This window comes from Mesorhizobium sp. WSM4806 (assembly GCF_055811635.1).
Genome location: NZ_JBVVQZ010000005.1, coordinates 197564 through 216403, shown reverse-complemented (window position 1 = coordinate 216403; position 18840 = coordinate 197564). Strand labels below are relative to the sequence as shown.

Annotated in this window: 12 protein-coding genes and 1 tRNA gene; 9 read left to right on the top strand and 4 right to left on the bottom strand. The window is 61.7% G+C overall.

The features are described 5' to 3' along the window. Window positions 1-45: 45 nt before the first annotated feature. On the bottom strand, window positions 46-1152 hold the full coding sequence (locus tag AC0L2M_RS10455; RefSeq protein ID WP_473534782.1) for a hypothetical protein: 1107 nt from the start codon (window positions 1150-1152) through the stop codon (window positions 46-48). A 424-nt stretch (window positions 1153-1576) separates the two neighbouring features. Here AC0L2M_RS10455 and AC0L2M_RS10450 point away from each other — a divergent pair, with 424 nt between their 5' ends. From AC0L2M_RS10450 to AC0L2M_RS10440, 3 genes are all read left to right on the top strand, one after another. Continuing rightward, window positions 1577-2464: a D-alanyl-D-alanine carboxypeptidase family protein gene (locus AC0L2M_RS10450; RefSeq protein WP_473534781.1), complete on the top strand. Its 888-nt coding sequence runs from the start codon at window positions 1577-1579 to the stop codon at window positions 2462-2464. 191 nt (window positions 2465-2655) lie between these two features. Continuing rightward, window positions 2656-2732, top strand: a tRNA-Arg gene (locus AC0L2M_RS10445). A gap of 1497 nt (window positions 2733-4229) precedes the next feature. Then, window positions 4230-5510: a DNA cytosine methyltransferase gene (locus tag AC0L2M_RS10440; RefSeq protein ID WP_473534780.1), complete on the top strand. Its 1281-nt coding sequence runs from the start codon at window positions 4230-4232 to the stop codon at window positions 5508-5510. On the opposite strand, the gene AC0L2M_RS10435 is transcribed toward AC0L2M_RS10440, so the two are convergent. Continuing rightward, window positions 5461-5883, bottom strand: a complete 423-nt coding sequence (locus AC0L2M_RS10435; RefSeq protein ID WP_473534779.1) for a very short patch repair endonuclease — start codon at window positions 5881-5883, stop codon at window positions 5461-5463. The genes AC0L2M_RS10440 and AC0L2M_RS10435 overlap by 50 nt on opposite strands. A gap of 192 nt (window positions 5884-6075) precedes the next feature. On the opposite strand from AC0L2M_RS10435, the gene AC0L2M_RS10430 reads away from it, so the two are divergent. The 5 genes from AC0L2M_RS10430 to AC0L2M_RS10410 all read left to right on the top strand — a co-directional run bounded on the left by AC0L2M_RS10430 (window position 6076) and on the right by AC0L2M_RS10410 (window position 17125). Continuing rightward, the gene (locus tag AC0L2M_RS10430; RefSeq protein WP_473534778.1) at window positions 6076-9399 is read left to right on the top strand and encodes a DrmE family protein; all 3324 of its coding nucleotides are present in this window, start codon (window positions 6076-6078) and stop codon (window positions 9397-9399) included. Between the two features lie 26 nt (window positions 9400-9425). Then, window positions 9426-11126, top strand: coding sequence for a nuclease-related domain-containing DEAD/DEAH box helicase (locus AC0L2M_RS10425; protein WP_473534777.1), 1701 nt, complete (start codon window positions 9426-9428; stop codon window positions 11124-11126). Further along, the gene (locus AC0L2M_RS10420) at window positions 11107-14559 is read left to right on the top strand and encodes a helicase-related protein (protein WP_473534776.1); all 3453 of its coding nucleotides are present in this window, start codon (window positions 11107-11109) and stop codon (window positions 14557-14559) included. Before AC0L2M_RS10425 ends, AC0L2M_RS10420 begins: the two co-directional genes overlap by 20 nt. A 1-nt stretch (window position 14560) precedes the next feature. Beyond that, complete coding sequence (drmB, locus tag AC0L2M_RS10415; protein ID WP_473534775.1) at window positions 14561-16465, top strand: DrmB family protein; 1905 nt, start codon at window positions 14561-14563, stop codon at window positions 16463-16465. Between the two features lie 426 nt (window positions 16466-16891). Next, the gene (locus tag AC0L2M_RS10410) at window positions 16892-17125 is read left to right on the top strand and encodes a hypothetical protein (RefSeq protein WP_287072072.1); all 234 of its coding nucleotides are present in this window, start codon (window positions 16892-16894) and stop codon (window positions 17123-17125) included. 78 nt (window positions 17126-17203) lie between these two features. Here the strand turns inward: AC0L2M_RS10410 and AC0L2M_RS10405 are convergent, their stop codons facing one another. Together AC0L2M_RS10405 and AC0L2M_RS10400 are read right to left on the bottom strand one after the other, a co-directional pair. Further along, complete coding sequence (locus AC0L2M_RS10405) at window positions 17204-17518, bottom strand: hypothetical protein (RefSeq protein WP_473534774.1); 315 nt, start codon at window positions 17516-17518, stop codon at window positions 17204-17206. Between the two features lie 183 nt (window positions 17519-17701). Beyond that, window positions 17702-18205, bottom strand: coding sequence for a MarR family winged helix-turn-helix transcriptional regulator (locus AC0L2M_RS10400; protein WP_473534773.1), 504 nt, complete (start codon window positions 18203-18205; stop codon window positions 17702-17704). Window positions 18206-18336: 131 nt separating this feature from the next. On the opposite strand from AC0L2M_RS10400, the gene AC0L2M_RS10395 reads away from it, so the two are divergent. Next, window positions 18337-18819: a methyltransferase family protein gene (locus AC0L2M_RS10395; RefSeq protein WP_473534772.1), complete on the top strand. Its 483-nt coding sequence runs from the start codon at window positions 18337-18339 to the stop codon at window positions 18817-18819. Window positions 18820-18840: the final 21 nt, after the last annotated feature.

Sequence of the window (18840 nt, the reverse complement as noted above, 5' to 3'; positions counted from 1 at the left end):
AGGAGGGCTAACTCCAACCGAAGCGCCGCCCCCGACACAGCCCAATCAGGCGGGCACGGATCGGCCGATCCGCAGGAAATCGCCGTCGAAAGCGACATCCCGCATCGAACCGTCAGCCGTCGCAATGCGCATGCGCCCCTGCGCGGTGGCGATATCGCGCGGCGGCTCGCCGTCGAATAAGGGCAGTGCGCCGATGACGTGGCGGAACGAGACGTTGCCGCCTTCGCCGAGGGCAAAGGCGGTTGCCACCCCTTCCCGCTTCAGCCAGTTGTCGCCCAGCGACGCGGCGTGGCCGAGCGCGGTGCGGCCGTCCTCGATGCCGAGCACGCCGCGATGGCGGCCGCTCCACGGCGCGTAGTCGCGCCCGCCATTGCTGATCCACAGCATGGTGACCGGCAGTTCGGCCGGGTTTTTCAGCACCACAACCAGATCGGCTTCCGCCTTTCGCGCCAGCGCGGTCCAGCCCGGCCCGCCATGATCGGCCTCGACCAGCGTGACGAAATCCTCTCGGCTCTGGTCCATGCGATAGTCGGTCAGGTCGAGCGTGCCGCCATCGGCGGCGGGAAAACGCGTCAGGTCGGTCGAACGCGCGGGATAGGCGAGTAGGAAACGGCCGCGGGCCGGATCGGGCTCGAGCGGGTCGTCCGGCGTTGCCGCAAACCGCTTCGGCGAAAAAGCCAGCCTGCCGCCGTCCGTCATCACCGTCATCGGATGATGGGCGACGGAAATGCCGCCCGAACCGCCGGAAAAGACATGTTCCTGGTAGAGAAAGGGATGGTCGTCGCGCAGGGTCAGGATTTTTTCGACCGTGGCGCCCAAAACCTTGTGCTGCAGCCGGAAAACGGCGCGCCAGCCATCGACTGTCGCCGCGGAGGCAACGATATCCCATGGGCTGTTGGCCGGCCAGCCGTGCAAGGGCGCTTCCTCGACATCGCTGCGCGAAAACGGCGCGCATAAAAAATCGCCGGACAGCCTAACGGTGCCGGCTGGCAGGTCTTGCGGCAGCGTCTCGCGCGGCTCGTCGACCCACGGCGCGCGATGCAGCGGTTTTAGCCGGCGCCCGTCGATATCGATCGTCATGTCGGCGAGATGGCCGACGGTGAGATCGACCGTTACCGAAATGCCTTTTGCCTTGATCGTGAGCGTATCCATGGCGCACCTGCTGATTCTGCCGGCGCCAGCAAACCCGCTCGGTGCCGGTTGCGCAAGCGCAGTCCCGGTATTTCACGTCAGGCCGGAACTCCATGTGGAGCTCAATTGTCGATCGTCGGCGCTGCCCCTCATTTGCCCTGCCGGGCATTTCTCCCCGTAAACGGGGAGAAAGAAGCTGGCCGCAACGTCGGCGCCCTACTTGCGAACGCTGGTGATTGGCGAAATCGTTCGCGAAGGCGGTTTTCTCCCCGTCACTATACGGGGAGAAATGCCCGGCAGGGCAATGAGGGGCGGCGCCAACACCCGGAGCAGGGTGAATTCAACCTGGAAGCGATTGCAGTGAAGAACGGCATTAACCAAATGGACGGGCCATTAGGGTTACGCTAGTTTCCCACTCGTTTCAGCAACGGCTTACCTAAGACCAGTGTCCAAACCGCGCCTCTTTTCGCTTATCCAAAGATTTGTCGCGGCGTTTGCGCTGCTGGCGCTTGTCGCCGGCTGCGCGACGACGCCGACGGAGACCATGCTGGCGGTGCCGGCGCCGGCGCAGAAATATGCGGCTGTCGTCGTCGACGGCAGCAGCGGCAGGACGCTGTTCGAGGCCAACTCGACGGCGCCGCGCTATCCGGCGTCGCTTACCAAGATGATGACGCTCTACCTGCTGTTCGAGGCGCTGGAGCAGGGCCGCGTCAGCAAGGCGACGCTGATCCCGGTCTCGGCCACCGCCGCCAGGCAGCCGCCGACCAAGCTGCGCTTCCGGCGCGGCGAGACGATCGACGTCGACTCGGCGATCCGGGCGATCACCGTCAAATCGGCCAATGACGTGGCGGTCGCCATCGCCGAATATCTCGGCGGCAGCGAAGACGCGTTCGCCGCGATGATGACCGCCAAGGCGCGCCAGATCGGCATGCGCAGCACCGTCTTCCGGAACGCTTCAGGCCTGCCGGACGCCGGCCAGCTGACGACGGCGCGCGACATGGCGGTGCTCGGCACGGCGCTGCGCGCCCGCTTCCCGCAGCATTTCCACTATTTTTCGGAAAGCGACTTCATGTTCCGGGGCACGCTGGTGCGCGGCCACAACGACATGCTCGGCCGCGTCCGCGGCGTCAACGGCATCAAGACAGGCTATATCAGAGCCTCAGGCTTCAACATCGTCACCTCCTACGATGCCGACGGCCGCCGCCTCATCCTGGTGGTGATGGGCGCCGACAGCGCGCGCCAGCGCAACGACCACGTCGAAGCACTGATCCAGCGCAACCTGTCGCCGTCATCGAACACGACGACACGGTTGTTGTATGCCGGGGAGCAGTGAGGGGCGGACGGCGGGGCGAGCTCGTGATCGGTGGGGGCGGTTTCGACTTGACAGGTGACGGCAATGCGTTATTCCGAGTTTGCAACCTGCCGCCGGCCACTTGCCCGTTGAAGCCCGCGCCGGCTTCCGCTAAGAAGCCGTGGCTGGCCGGTTTACCGGCTGGTTCGTTTTCCGGATTGTCGATCCTGAAGGCACCCGTAGCTCAGCTGGATAGAGCGCTGCCCTCCGAAGGCAGAGGTCACAGGTTCGAATCCTGTCGGGTGCGCCACTCTTTTCCCTGACTTAGAGACGCCTCCCCGCCCCTAAGAATGCTCCTTTCTACAGCCAGTCACAATCTGGTCACAAGGAGCAACGCCACATGGCGTTGATACGCAAACGACAAATGGCAGGCTCAAGTCCGACGCATTGGGCATGCCCCAAGAAGCAAGAGCTTTACCAATCGTGCCGACGCACTTCGTTGGATACGGCAGAATGAGCTTGAACTTGAGAGGACGGCGCTCGCTTACGATCCGGCTACATTAGATCGTACCACCGTTGGGGACCTCCGACGCACATAGACGCCACGCCCCGCGCAGTTGCGACATGCTATATTATCCTGAATGGGAAGGACGAGATGGAGAGAATCGAAGAGTTCGTCGACGATCGACAAAGGTCGTGGTGTATCCACTGCACTAGGCGGCTCACCGAACTTGAGACAACTGAGGATCACGTCCCGACAAAAAGCCTGCTGGTCAAAACTCGCCCGCATCACCTCCCCGTCGTCACGATCTGTCGCGACTGCAACAATGGCTTCTCGCGAGACGAGCAGTATGCGGTCGCCTTCCTCAGTTGCGTTCTCACCGGTTCGACCGATCCCGAAAAGCAAACGAACGCGAGCGCTGCGCGAGCGCTAACCGAGAGCGCGGCCCTGCGCGCAATGATAGATCAGACGAAGAGGGAGTTTCCTGTGGCGGGAGGGGAGACACGCATCGTTTGGCAGCCGGACATGGAGCGCATCGAACGGGTGGTCCTAAAGAACGCGCAGGCCATGCATTCTTCGAGTTCGGCGAGCCCAAGATGGAGACTCCCGATCATGTGTGGGCTAGCCCCTTGACCAGCATGTCAGAATTCGAACGTGCGGAGTTCGAAGGCACAGCTGACGCAGGAGGTTGCTCCGCTTGGCCCGAGGCTGGCAGCCGGATGATGACGCGCATTGCCACTGGGCAGGACATGGACGGAGACTGGGTCGTCGTGCAAGACGGCACCTACCGCTACGCGGTCGACGATGCCGAAGGTCTACGCGTAAGATCGATTATGTGGGAATTCCTTGCTACAGAGGTCCATTGGGAGCACTAAGGGTTATTGTTAGAGGCGTGTGTTTTGATTGTAGCGGCGGAGCGGTACATCGCGTTGTCCACATTCGGACCAAGCTCTGTTCCTTCTCATGCGATATTGTCCATGTCGACGACATGAAGTGAATGGGCCAGAGAGCGCATCAAACTCACAATACAGCGCGCGGGCTATTGGGGCCTAAACGGTGTGAGTTCTTGCGGCAATCGACCAAATCTGTCCTTGCCCGATATGCGGTGCCTCCGTAAGGTTGCGATTCGGTTCGGTGCTAAGCGGCCGGAAGTGCGATAGACTCTGAGGAGGGCGGGTGTCTGGCAATTTTCGTGCGAACGGCCGCGGACGGCGGGCCGTCCGAGAGTCGCGTTCCGAGCTTCGGCGGATTCGTCGGAAAACAGCGCGCAAGAACACGTCTTCGCAACAAGCGACTAGAGAGGGCGTGATTTCAAATACCCCAATGAACGGAGAAAAAGCCGATCCTTCCGGTCCGACTCCACGGTTTCTCGCTGTCGACTTTTTTTGTGGCGCTGGGGGAACCACCAGGGGCCTGATTGACGCTGGGGGTTACGTCATCGCCGGTGTCGACAAGGAGCCTCGGTGTCGACGAACTTACGTCGAAAACAATTCCAACCGAACCTTGGACGCGGCCGAGCCGGGCTACCTGGAGTACGACATCTTTCCGAGTACGGAGCTATATCCCGCTGGTCAGCAGGCGGCTTTGATTGAGAAGCTCGACACATTGATCGCGAAATATCGGGCTGCCGCCCGATCGGCACCGCTGCTATTCGCGATCTGCGCACCGTGCCAGCCGTTCACGACGCTGGCGCGCAAGGAACTCAGCGACGCCCGCAAGAAGCGGCGAGAGCGCGACAGCAATCTGCTGATCGAAGCCGCAGTGTTCGTCGAGCGCCATCGGCCTGAGATGGTGCTGTCGGAGAACGTCGCCGGTATCGGCGACCCCCGATACGGCGGAATCTGGGACGACTTCCAGGCGAAGCTAAAGGCACTCGGATACACGACAGGGACTCGCCGAATCTGCACCTCTGGATTCGGCATTCCGCAATACCGAAAGCGGTCGATCCTTTTGGCAATCCGCAGCGAGCTGGTTCGCGAAGAGGCACTCTCTACGTTGATCGAGGATGCGCTTCATGTTCCGGAGGTCGACCAGTCGGCGTCGCCGGTTTCAGTCCATGAAGCTATCATGCGTTTCCCGGTCCTGGGAGCAGGCGAGAACGACCCGACCGTTCCCAACCATCGCACCCGCTCCCTCAGCCCGCTGAACCTCAAACGACTCGCGGCAGCGAAGCCAGGGGAGAGCAATCTCTATCTCGAAACTACCGAGCATGGTGACCTAAGCTTGGAGTGCCATCGCAAGGTCAACGCCCGTCTCGACGATCGTTGTTTTACTGACGTATACACGCGGATGCGACCGAACTGTCCGTCGCCGACGATCACGACGCGTTGCCACAGCATTTCGAACGGCCGCTTCGGCCATTACGATACCGCCCAGATCAGAGGCATTTCGCTGCGCGAGGCCGCAGCTCTGCAATCATTCGGGGACGATTACGTCTTTTATCCGACTGAGATGATTGAACCGGTGGCACGGATGATCGGCAACGCTGTTCCGCCGAAATTAGCTCGCTTCTTCGCCGCGCACTTGGCGTCCTCTGTTAAGCCGATCGGCGGTTCGCAGCCCTCAACGGCACAAGCCACTCGATGACGTCGCTCGTGCCCTTGTGCAGTTCGCAAGTCCATATAGTCAGAACGGCCCAACCCGACGCCTCCAGAGCCGCGACAGCAGCCGCATCCCGCTCCATGTTGCGTTCGATCTTGCGCGCCCAAAACTCTGCGTTGGCCGACGGCCTGCGACCCCGCGGACAGTCATGACCATGCCAGAAACAACCGTGGATCATGACCACGGTCCGGTATTTGGGCAGCACCACGTCGGGTCGCCCAGGAAGGTCGCGGACATGCAGTCGAAAACGAAACCCCGCGGCATGGAGTTCCCGTCGCACGCTGTGCTCAGGGGCGGTATTTGCGCTCCGGATCCGAGACATTATGCGTGATCGGGTCTCCGGCGTTATTCTGTCCATATCCCAAACCGCACCGCGGCGCCGATTGCTCAAAGTTTTGCCGGCGCATTTAGATTATCACAAGGCTTAGTCGTGTAGTTCAAGAGAGTTCCGTTATGTTTCGTTTGACAACGTAAGCATCACAGGCTGGATTGTGTAGCCTCGGGGGGAGGTTTCTTGGGGCATTGGTATCCGACGCAGAAGCGAACCGAAATGCTCGCGGCCGAGTTGAAGGCGCTCGAGCAAATCGCCCTCTGCCCCGCCGAAGATCCGGCCGCGACTGTTGCTGTGGTCTCCGCCACCCTGTCTCGTGCAAGCCAGACGCTGGATTTCCCGACCCGACAGTTACATCAGTGGCTTTGGATCGGCTCGCAATACAGGCAGCACGCGGCCGCCGGAGGTTTCGTGGCGGCCGCGGCTGCTGCCGGCTTGGCGTTCCTGGACAAACGAGCCGGCCAATCTCTCACCGAATCCGACATTCAGGATCTCAACTGGGTGCTGGAAACGACGATCAAGACCGTTTGCGATCAGCTCGACCGGCACGTGGTCGGGCGACATCTGAGTCCGGGGGAGATCGCCGAGATCGAAGGTCGCTTGGCGATCTATGCCGACGCATCGTTCGACCCCGCCGATGTACGCAGCCGCCTCGTGGCGCCGATGGCGGAGCTGGTGAGCTTCTCGACCTCGCCTCTCTTGAAAAATGTCATTGAGAAGATCGAAGCCTTGTTTGCGGCTGCCGGAGGCGACACTTTTGCCGGCCGGACTGCAAGATCGGCGCTGCTCTACTTCGCCGAGCATCAGGACGCGGTGAGCGATTCCTACGGCTTTCTCGGCCTTCTCGACGACGTTTATGTCATCGACCTCGCCTATGCAGCGGTCGAGCAACAGACGCGGTGCCTGCCGCTGCTTATGGGCTTGCTGCAGAGCTATCCTTATGTCGCCGATTTGGCGCTGACGGGTACGCCGTCGCGCCCCCTTGACCTCTATGGCCAGTACGTCTGCTGTGCAGCTCTGGACGCCCTATACGAAGCGGTGCGGCCTTCAATGCTGGTCGTGCGTGAGGCCGGGCCATTCCCCCTTTTGGCCGCTCTGTTCGCGGCTGTGGAGGCATCGCGTCGTCAGGCCAACCTCGATCGAGAACGCCTCTCCGAATGGTCTGTGGGTCAGCACATTGTCGTCTCCGATGAAGTTTCAGCGTTTAAGGTGGTCTATCTAGGCGAAACGGACGTGGGGGCCGAACGCCGGTTCCGGCTCGGCGTCGACAAAAGTGGGAGTCTAACCGCCCCGCGCAGTCTTGCGCCTTACATGGCAGCGACACCAACTCCTCACAAAAGGCTGTCCGGCGGCAGGGACTTCGGCGATTGGCTCAAAAGCCGTCACGTGGATCCCTTGCTCAACCTCACAGGCACCACAAGAACGCGAGCGGGCGATCAGGAGTGCGTCCTACTTCTCGGTCCACGGTCGAAACTCGATCGCTTCGTCGCGAGCATTCGTCCGCTCGGCAGAGATATGGGAGCCGCGGTGGGCCTGCGTTACGTTACCGACGACCGCCAAGAGAACATCGGCGCGACCGCGACGGATGCTCCGTTCATCTATGCCTGCAGCGATCCCGATACGGCTTATGACTTAATTCGCAACCCTCCGCCGCAGGTTCGCGGCTGGCGGGTAATTGTCGACGGGGCTAGGCAAATGCGAGCGCTTCACGCATCCCTTACCTCTGACGGCGGTGACCCTCCTCCGCATATATGCGTCCTGGTCGAGTTGTTCGACCGCGAGGCGTCGGCCGAACTGCTGAATCGAGGGTTCGATGTCTGGTACCTCGAGGATCTCGATGTTCAACCACCACCGACCGGACTCCCCGCAGAGATCGACGATGCCGCGGAGCGCATGCTTGCCCGTCAGGGAGTGCATTGGAACACAGTTCACCGGATCCATGCTGCCCCTCACGAGTTTCTTGAAGCAGTCGACGCCTGGATGATCCGAGCGAGCGACACGAAGGGGACGGATTCGAGCCTCCAGAATCTCGAATTGCTCGTTTCCGCCTTCATGCGCGCTGCCCTAGCGCGACCACTGGCGAGTTCCGACGCCGACAAAAACCTGCGCGGTCTCGTGCGGACGATCGCTATGCAGGCATCCAGCCTTCGCAATTTCAGTACACTGGCCGCCGAACTGCACGAAATCTTCGCACCGCTCACCCAAGGCGAGTTTCCCCCCTTTGAACGGCGCAGCGCCCTTGCCGCCATCGCCAACATTGCCGGCGGCGAAGCGACGGCTGTGGTCTGCCGCTCCGCTGCCGTTGCTGCCGCTTGCCGAGAGGATGCAGAAAGCGACCCGAAGCTAAGCGGCATGATCTGGACCAACCTTGAAGGGGTGAGGTCAGGCGCGCCTTACGACCGTGTCGTCGTGCCTGGTTGGCTTGATCGCCTGAGCATGCGGGAACTGGCTGGCGGAGGGTACAGCGAACGCTTGGACCTCCTCTTCTATCCCTTTGAGCGGCGATGGTTCGAACGAACCACGGCCGCAGGCGCTAAATGGGAAAGACGCATCGAAGTGTCGACACTCCGGGCCCTGTCGAATTTGGCGGGTCGGTTGCGCGCAACCGGTCGCGCCCCCGAGCTCTGGAACGATGAGACCACTCGACGTCTTGCGCCTCCACGAATGCCGGCGAACGTAGATGACGACGTCATCGACGAATCCGATGCGCCGGAGTTCGAGAAGCTTGAGGCACGAAGCGTTGAATCCGTCCGCCGCGCCGTGTTCCAGGGGCGCGAACATCAGCCGACGGCGAAAGCTCAGCTGGTCATATTTGAGCATCCTGGCGCCTACGCCTTCCTGCCTGCAAGCGGCAAGGTCATCGTTCTGGCCGACCCGACCAGCGTTACCGTTGACGCCCAATCGACCGGCAATGCCGAAAAAGTGCTGTTTCGGAGCGTCGCATCCCTAGAGCCGGGGTGCCTCTTGGCTCTGTCCATCGGCGGAGATCGCGATCTGATTGACGTTCGGGCCGACCGGTTCCTCGAAACGGCCGCCGATGTCCGTCAGACAGCTGGTATTTGGAAGCGGGCCTTCCGAAGATACATGGACCGCACGGGATTCGATCCGTCGGCGACCGCTCGACGGCTGGCGCAAGCCGGCGTCAAGCGCCATACGGCGACGATTCGATCCTGGACCTCGACGACAGCAACCGTAGCGCCGCGAGGTTACAGAGAGGTGTTGCCAGTGGTCGCCAGGTTGACGGGAGACGCCGAGCTGCTGGATATCCTGCCCAAGGTGTTGCAGGCGATCGATCTGATCTACCGTGCGCGGGCCAAGGCGGCCGAGTCCATTGTGGCGGAACTCTTCGCGGGCGACATCGATCTCGAAGCGTCGGAATTGAAAGTCGAGCACGGCGACTCCGTCCTGCGATATGCGTTGCATCGCGTGCAGAGCGTCGGCGACATCTGCGACGTTCCGCATGACGTTGTCGGCCGCTTACGAACCTTGGCCTCGCCTGACGCAAATGGCAGCCCCGACCCAATCGACCGGGTTGGCGCATGACGAGGATGTATCCGTCGAGACTGTCCGTGAAGGCCAACCGCGGCGAAGCGGAAATGTTCGCACTTATCCGGGACGCGGCGGGTTCGGACGATTATGCTTGTCTGCATTCCGTAGGACTCGTCCGCCACTACGAGAAGGAATACGCCGAGGCTGACTTCGTCGTCGTGGGGCCAGCGGGCGTATTCTGTATCGAAGTCAAAGGCGGCAACGTCGTGCGAAGCGACGGCTCCTGGACGATCGGCCCGGAAGGACGCACCTACACCTCAGTCGAGAGCCCTTTCGCCCAAGCCGAGAAGACGACACATCCGCTCCGCAAACACCTTGAGGCGGAGTTGGGGCTGAAGCGCAACAACTTTCTGCTGGGATGGGGCACGGCGTTCCCGCACATAACATTCAGAATGCGAAGCCCGGAATGGGATCCCGACGTCGTCTACGACGAACGCGACAAGGACTTCTCCTTCATCCGCTATATCGAGCGATTGGAGCATCATTTCCGCGACCGGCGAATGTCGCTCGGCCGGGCCGCGCCACCTAGGCTTACGTTGGCCCTCGTCACCCAGATCGTCACGGTCCTAAGAGGCGATTTCGAGCTGGTGCCTACAATCCGCGGCCTAATCGGTGATAGTAGGCGGGAGCTGGCCTCGTTGAGTGCCGCCCAGTTCGGCGTGCTCGACTATGCCCTGAACGACCGTAATCCGAGGATTATTTGCGACGGCGCCGCCGGGACCGGCAAGACGCTGATAGCCGCTGAAGCCGCCCGGCGCTTGACTGCCTCGGGCAAGAAGATCTTGTTCCTCTGCTTCAATAACCAACTCGGACGCTTTCTGGCCGCCGACGCCCTCGATGCCGGGGAGGCCGTCAGAATTTCGACCGTGCACGGCTTCATGAGCGACCTCATTCGCAAAGGCGGGTTCGAACAGCAGTTACGCTCCTCAAGAGCCGCTGCGGACCGCTACACCCGTATCTTTCCCGACTTGTTTGAGAAGGCTGCCTACGCGCTTTTGGAGGAGAACGAGTTACCCCAGTACGACGCGATTGTCGTCGACGAAGCGCAGGACGTGCTCGACGGTGCGATCATGAATTGCCTCGACCTAGTTCTGGCAGGCGGCTTCCGAACCGGCAGTTGGCTGATCTTCCTCGATACCGGTCCGCAGTCCGACGTCTACGGACGAATGGACGACGGCGTCCTGGCAACCCTGCGCGCATCGTCGCCCGCCGAATTCATCCTGCGTGAGAACTATAGGAATCCGAAAGCCGTGGTCACCGAACTCTGCGAAGTGACAGGCAGCGAGCCGCCGGTTTGCCGGCGCATGCTGCAGTCGACGGTGGACTACAGGCTCTTCTCCGATGAACGGGAGCAGGGCCGAAAGCTGAAGGCGCTATTGGTCGAACTTCTGCGTGACGGCGTGCCTCCGACCGGAATAACGATCCTGTCTGCGAAAGGGAGCTCGGAGGCTTGCGTGACGCGTCATCCGCCCGACGTCGGTAAGATGATCTGTCGGCTCGAAACCGAGGCGGGCCCATGTCCGAACGAGGCGATCTCAGCGGCAAGCATTTCCGCCTTTAAGGGGCTTGAAAATGAGGTCATCATACTGACTGATGTGCCACCCCTTGACCCGATATCCGATTGGACTCGCGCGATCCTGTACGTCGGCATGACCCGCGCCCGATCAAAACTTTATATGCTCGTGGACCAGGCTTACCTTGATGCTCGAACACGCTGCTGACCAAGTGCCCGATGGAGGCGTACCCGCTCCTCGCGATCTACGTCTCGCAAGTCATCGATCGTTTCGCGACAGCCTGGTGGACGGCCTTCGGCGGCAGCTGTTCGGTCCTGCTCCGGACGACGACGACGATGCTCGGTCCGAACTCCTGGTCGTATCGCCGCTGCAACTTTACGCCACCGGCGTGCTATTTCCCCAAAAGATCATCCAGTCACTTCTTGAGGACGACCAACAGGCAGAGGATGGCCACGCGGCGGAGGACGTCGGCGGCGATTTTAGCGATCCCCAGGTGCGGGAAGCCAAGCGATCGGGTGGCCGCTCGGCCGATGAAGGCTCAACGTCCGACGAGCGCGAGCCGCTTAACTTGGCCAACGAATTTAGTCCCTCGGCCTGCGGCATATCCTTCCGGCTGAACGGTCCGGCCAAGCTGAGCGCAGTCGTGACCTTCGGAACCTATGCCACCACCAAGCACATTGAACCTCGGGAGCGCGCGGGCGAAACAGGGATGGACGGCCGCATCATTCCAGCGACGCGCGAGGTGCCCGCCTATAGACGGACGCACCACCGACATTTAGTGCCGGTGACCGTGGGCGCCGTTTTCGGCAAGCAGGCTCCGATCCTCGTCGATCCCTCCGATCCCGAGATAAAGCTTCACGTTACGGTCCGACCGGGCGAGAGCGGCAGCCTTGTGGTCTCGGCAATGGCGGTAAACCATCGCTCGGTTGGCATAGCCGCCGCGGCGAACGACGACTGCTATTTCCAGACCGCGATCGAGATTCGCGAGGAGAACGGTGCAGCGGTGTTCCTCCCCATCGACCGCGACAGCGGCGATCTTGATGACGCCGAGATGGCCTCGTTGGAGCTTCTCTATCGTCATCGCCGCGCGTTCGCGCTCGGCCACGGAGTTGCGGGGGACTGGAACGGTGCGGAGGCGATGTCCGAGCGCGGGCTTACGGATAGGGTATCTTCTGCCGCTCTGCCCAACTACGAGCTGCAGCCCATAAGAGCGCGCGAGCACGGATTTGGCGAAGAGCCGCTGCAGTTGTCCATGGCGTTCCTTGCGGAAGGCGAAGGCGAGAGGCCGGATGAGGCCATCCTCGACGCGCTGCGACGCATGGCAGCCGACTATTTGCTCTGGATCGATAAGATCGAGCGGTCTCTCTCGCTCGATCTTTCCGCCAAGCTTAGGGACGCGGCGCAGGAAAATCTGGCCAATTGTCGACGTTGCCACGCCCGCATGTTGGAGGGCGTGGGGGTTTTGGAGGCCGTTCCGCAGACTATGCTGGCGTTCCGGTTGATGAACCGGGCGATGTTGGTGCAGCAGTTTCACTCATCACTTGACGACCGCCCTTTAAACTCGCCGCGCGTTGATCCGCCGACGGACTATCGTGGCCTGCCAAAGGGCAAAGGGCACTGGCGACCATTCCAGCTTGCCTTCGTCCTCATGAACGTCGCGGGAATGACGAATTCGGACCACCCGGAGCGGCGGCTGGTCGATCTGATCTGGTTCCCGACGGGCGGCGGGAAGACCGAGGCCTATCTCGGTCTCACAGCCTTCACAGTCTGCTTAGGGCGCCTGCGCGACGCACCGGCAGGCGTAGTCGTACTGATGCGTTACACCCTTCGACTGTTGACGGCTCAACAGTTTCAGAGGGCATCCTCCCTTATCCTCGCACTGGAACACATACGTCGCACGCGCTACCTGGGCGCCGACCTTGGACAGGACGAGATCTCGATCGGACTATGGGTCGGGGAAGGCCTGTCGCCTAACCGACGGGCCGACGCCAAGAGGTCGCTCGATAAACTTAAGCAGCGCGAACGGTATGCGACGAACCCATTCCAGGTTTTGGTCTGCCCCTGGTGCGCCGTTGAACTCGATAATCCCGACAAGCTGGGTTACGTCTCTATTCGATCACAAAACTCGACGGACCGCACCGTTCGTTTCCGCTGCCCAGATGAGACTTGCCCGTTCGGCGACGCGGCCGGTATGCCGGTCCTTGTGGTCGACGACGAGATTTATGCTGCGCCGCCGACTCTGCTGATCGGCACCGTCGATAAGTTCGCGCAGATCGCATGGAGCGAGGACGCAGGGCGCCTGTTCGGGCTCCATAGCGGCGCACCGCCGCCGTCGCTCGTCATACAAGACGAGCTGCACCTGATCTCAGGGCCGCTCGGAACAATCGTGGGCCTTTACGAGACGGCGATCGACCGAATGTGCAGTCGCGATGGACATGTCCATAAGATCGTGGCGTCGACCGCCACCATTAGGCGAGCCGCTCAGCAGTGCCGCGACCTTTATGACCGCGAGGCCTTTGAGTTTCCGCCGCAGGCTGTCAGGGCCGGCGAATCCTATTTCGCCTATGAAGATCGTGAAGCGCCGGGACGGAAATACGTCGGCTTCCTCGGCAGCGCCGTGAAATCCCATCAAACAGCGCTCGTCCGCGCCTGTGCGCCGCTGCTGCAGTTCGCCAACATCCCCATCGCAGAAACCGACGAGGCCGGCCAAGCTGTCGTCGATCCATATGGGACGCTGGTTTGGTACTTCAACTCGCTCCGGGAACTCGGCCACGCTGCGACCCTTTCGGTGGGCGACATCCCTGAGTTCATCAAGGGTTTGCGTCACCGACTTGGCATTCACTATCGAGACAGTCGCTACATCCGCGAGATCGTGGAGCTCACCAGTCGCTGTGAAGCGGATGAGATTCCCGAAGTGCTCAAGCAACTCAAGGTGCCTTGGCGACGAAACCCGAAGGGTCAACCCCCTGTCGACGTATTGCTGGCGACCAACATGATCGCCGTCGGGGTCGATGTGCCTCGCTTGGGCCTTCTGGTCATGTCCGGTCAGCCTAAGAGCACCGCCGAATACATCCAGGCGACGAGCCGTGTCGGGCGCAACGTCCCGGGCCTAGTGGTGACCGTCTACACCCAGACCAAGAGCCGCGACCGTTCGCACTACGAGCGCTTCGTCGCCTATCATCAAAGTCTATATCGGCACGTGGAGCCGACCAGCGTTACGCCGTTCTCGCCGCAGGCTCGAGAGCGCGGGATGCGCGGCGTCCTCATCGCGCTCGCACGGCAACGGGCCGGTGTGGAAAACCCGGCCCAGATCAGCGATTACGACGACGCCGTGGAGGAGGAGGTAGAGGCGATCCTGATGCGGGTACGCAGCATCGACGCAAAGGAGCTCGACGCCGCGGCATCCGAGATCGCTGACTGGCTTAGCTTCTGGCGCCAATATCGGCCGGCGGCCTACGGCCGCATGGGCGGAAAGGTCGCCGACACGACCCTGGCCTATCCGTTCGGCGGTTATCGGGACGAGGAATTCCAGCGCGACTCCTGGCCGGTGCCGACGTCGATGCGCAACGTGGACGGCACTTCGGAGGCTCGCGTACTCAACGTCTACGACATAGCGGCAGAGGACGCAGAGGAGATTTAGGGTGGCTGCACGTAGCGAACTACGAAGGTCTCAAGGCGTAGTGCCATTCGGAGTTGGCGCGGTCATCGACTTCAAGGAAGAGTCTCTGATGTCGGCCGGTCTCGACGTCTGGCCGACGGAACAGACGTCGGGTGAGATGCGCGCGGCCCTGCTCGCAGCCTGCCAAGTTCTCGACGGTCGCCTCGCCGATCGGCTGACGATCGAACTGGGAAGACCGATCCGCTACTTCCTATCGCCGGCGGAAGCGCAGGAGCGGGCGTCGGTGGGCGCCGCCCCGCGCATCGACCGCGCGCCCATGCCGTTCGTGCGCTTTCCGAACTGGTACTTCTGTCCTCGCTGCCGCATTCTGAAGAACGTGCCTTGGAATGCTCAGTCCAACGCCGATGTGTTAAAATGCGATAACCTCGGCCGGCGTGTGGACGGCAAGGGTGAACCCTGCGGCAAGCTGCACGCGAAACGTCGACCTGCCCTAGCTCCGGTCAGATTCGTAGCGGCGTGCGCCAACGGACACATAATGGATTTCCCGTGGAGCGCTTGGGCGCACAAGGACGCGAAGCGGTCCTGCAGTGCCGAGGACGGCCAGCTGTATCTGTACTCGACGCCGGCGGCCGGTCTCGCTGGCGTCAGGGTGATGTGCACCGCCTGCAACGTCAGCAACTCCATGGCGGGCGCCTTCCGGGAAAACGTCCTGACCGAGATATACGGAGCCGGGTGTCCGGGACATCGACCCTGGCTTGGCGCCGATGCACACGAAATCTGCGCCAACGTTCCGCAAACGATCCAGCGAGGGGCGTCCAACGCCTATTTCGCCAAGGTGGTCAGCTCCATTCTGATTCCGCCCTATTCCGCCAAGATACGGCAGCTGCTCGACCGGCCCGATACATGGGAGGAGATAATCTCGACAACCGTCGATGGCGTCATTCCTGATGCTTTCCTACGGCGAAAGGCAAAGACCTTTGGCGTCGACGGCGACATTTTCGTCCGCGCGGTCAATGAGAGGCTCGGCGCTCAGAGCCAGGAGGCAACTTTGGAGGCGAGCGGTGAAATCCGGTATCGCTACGACGAATACAAGGCCTATCTCGGCCCCCGGCCACCGCGCGACGAGCGGCACGACTTCGATACCGTCACTCGCGACAGCGGGGACTACGGAGGCGTCTTCGGGCGCCTATTCGAGCGCATCGTACTGGTCTCGAAGCTCCGCGAAACGCGAGTCCTGACTGGGTTTTCTCGGCTGATTCCGCCCGACGCGCTGACTGGTCAGCCCGCACAGCTTTCGCGGAAGCCAAAATCGTGGTTGCCTGGCTTCTCTGTACGCGGCGAAGGAATCTTCCTTCAGTTCAGGCGCAGCGCGGTGGAGGATTGGGCCCGAACCGGAGCCGTTAGTGGCCGTTGTCGGACGATCGCGGAGCGATCGCGGCAGGTGCAGCATGAGCGTGGGCTGCCGCAGAAATCGGTTTCGGCCACCAGCCTGCTGATCCACACCTTCTCACACCTTCTCATCCGGCAGCTTGCGTTCGAATGCGGCTACGACACGTCCAGTCTTCGCGAGCGGCTCTACGTTTGCGATGAACCCGAAACAGCGATGGCCGGATTGTTGCTGTACACAGCGAGCGGGGACTCTGAGGGAACTCTAGGCGGGCTGGTTCGGCAAGGCGAACCAGAACGATTGGAGGGGACCGTGCGATCGGCCGTCCGGAACGCGGTGATCTGTTCCTCCGATCCTTTGTGCATTGAAAGCGGCGGCCAAGGGCTATTCAGTCTGAATCTTTCAGCCTGTCATGCATGCACTTTGCTTCCGGAGACGAGTTGCGAGGAAAGCAATCTACTCCTCGATCGAGCGCTCGTCGTCGGAACGCCGGACGATCCCGACTTGGGTTTCATGTCCGGCTTTTTGGCGCGAGTTTGAACAGCGATTGCCATTATCCGAATGTCTTTCGCGCAGCGCTTCATAATGCTCAGCGCCGCGTCGCATTACGCAGGGAACAAATCAGGTTGGCGATCATCGGGGTTGCCGTGCAACCAATCAGCGCGCAGACGGGCATACTTGTCCTCGAAGCGGTCGCGCTCGAAGAACCAGAGGCGCATTAACGGATAGATACGCTCATCATATATGCGCAGGCACAATCTCGCTTGAACCGCATCCATCCGTTGAAGGCATAAGTGCAATGACTCCACATCGCACGTGCAGACAACCGCCTGTCCGGCCGAATTGCTGGGCCTCGACCAGCGCCACTTCCTGCCCCACAATGGTCACCCTCGATCTCACCGACGAACTGGAACCCAATCGGCCTCGAATGACTTCTACGTGGATAGCTCTCGAAGGGAGAAGCCATTGTCCGCACCTGACGAAATGGATGTCGTCCTCGAAAAGCTGCCTTTGAGGATCGGCGCCTACGTGCCCGACGACTTGCTGGAAGACTGGTTCGCGCCGGGAACGGGCATGAACCCGGTCAGCCCGGCAGCGCTGGCGGCCGCCAAGACTTACGGATGGCGCTTTGAATGCGAGTTCAAGCACTACCCCGAACGGATGGAGGGCGTGTTCTGGAAATGGGTGCCGGCGATCTGATCCGCGCAATTTGCATCGGCCCCTTGGCGCCTCGGTGATTCGAGGTTGCCGCGAAACGTGACCGCTATCCTGACCGCCTTAGCCGCCGCCTACCGGCGTCGTCACCTTTCCGGTTCCGCCGCAATCGGGGCAGGTGCGGCCATCGACCATGCCTGTCCCGGCGCAGCGGCGACAGATATGCTCGCCGGCACTGGGAGTGCCTGGCGGAACTTCGTCGGGATTGGCTTGACCGGCAGGCTTGCCCTGCAGCTGCCTTCTTAACCGGGCGACGGCCGCCTCATCGACCTCAAGCGACGTGCTGCTGTCATCAGGCAGACCTTCGCCGGACTGGCCAATGGTTTCGTTGCGCGGCCGGTCGTTCGTGCCTGTGGTTATCTTTGATTTCTGAGCCATTGCAGTACTCTTTGCAAATTGCAGGTGCAGCTCTCAGCTCCTGCGGTTCGAACGCCTCAGCTCCGCAGAGGTTCCGGCTGCCAATCGTTCGCCGGCGGGCCGGACGGAAGTGGAAAACGGCCGGCGAGCTCATCGCTCAAGCATCGGCGGATTCCTATCAATGGCGCCGCTTTCGCGCCAGCGCTACGACAGCCGCTCCGAGCGCACTTTCACATCGTCGCTCAGCTGCCGTACGATCCCGGCGGTCTTGCGGATGTCCGCTTCGTCGAGAGCGACGCCCATGGTCGAGGCGATCGCCAGGAGCTGGGCGTTCAGCTCGCCGTAGCGCGCGGCGCCTTTGCGCGTCAGCTGCACAAGCTTCGAGCGCCGGTGTTTTGGATTGTCGATGAATTCGACCAGCCCCTCGGCCGCAAGCTCATCCGCCAGCCGCTGCATGCGCTGACGGCTGGTGGGCCGCATCTGGGCGATCTGCGGCACGGTGAGCGGACCAAGCAGCGCCAGGCTTCGCATGAAGCCGAACGCACCGCCGCCCCAACCGGTGATGAGCCCTGTCTTCTGGCCAAGAGCCCGTATCCTGAAGAAGCACTGGGCCACTTCGAGCATCAGCTCGGTGATCGCCTCGGCCTTGCCGTCAGCGGTGGGATCCGTCCCCGTCGTTCGGTCCGTCCCGTATCGTGCCGACGCCATCGCTTCAGTTCCTTTTGTCCGGGCCAATCTCTGCAATTGACACCTCCGTTGTCAACTTTTAGAATGACACCTTAGTTGTCGTTTCTAGGCGGCTATGGGCTTCGTAGCCCCAGGCATCTGCGGGAGCAGACATGGCAATGGACCCGGCTGGGCAAACCGACAGCGGAACCGCAGGCGTCATCGCGAGACCGCCCCTGCTCTTTCTCGCTGCTTTGCTGATTGGCTTCGTCCTGGATCGCCTGCTGCGTTTGCCGTTCCCGGTTGCGGGGGCCTGGATCATCGGCGGCTCGCTGATCCTGGTCGGTTTTGCGCTTTTCGCCGCGGGCATTCGCAATTTCTCCCGCGCGACGACGCCGGTGCCGACGAATGAGCCGACGCGCGTGCTGGTGACGACCGGCATCCACGGCTGGACGCGCAATCCGATCTATCTCGGCATGTTCCTCATCTATGGCGGCATCGGCGTGGCCGCGCAGAATATCTGGATCCTTGTCCTCACGCTGCCGCTTGCAATCCTGGTCCGCTACGGCGTCGTCGCCCGCGAGGAGGCCTATCTCGAGCGGCGGTTCGGCGATGCGTATCGCGGCTACAGGCAAACCGTGCGGCGGTGGCTCTGAGCGTCGCAAGAATACCGACAG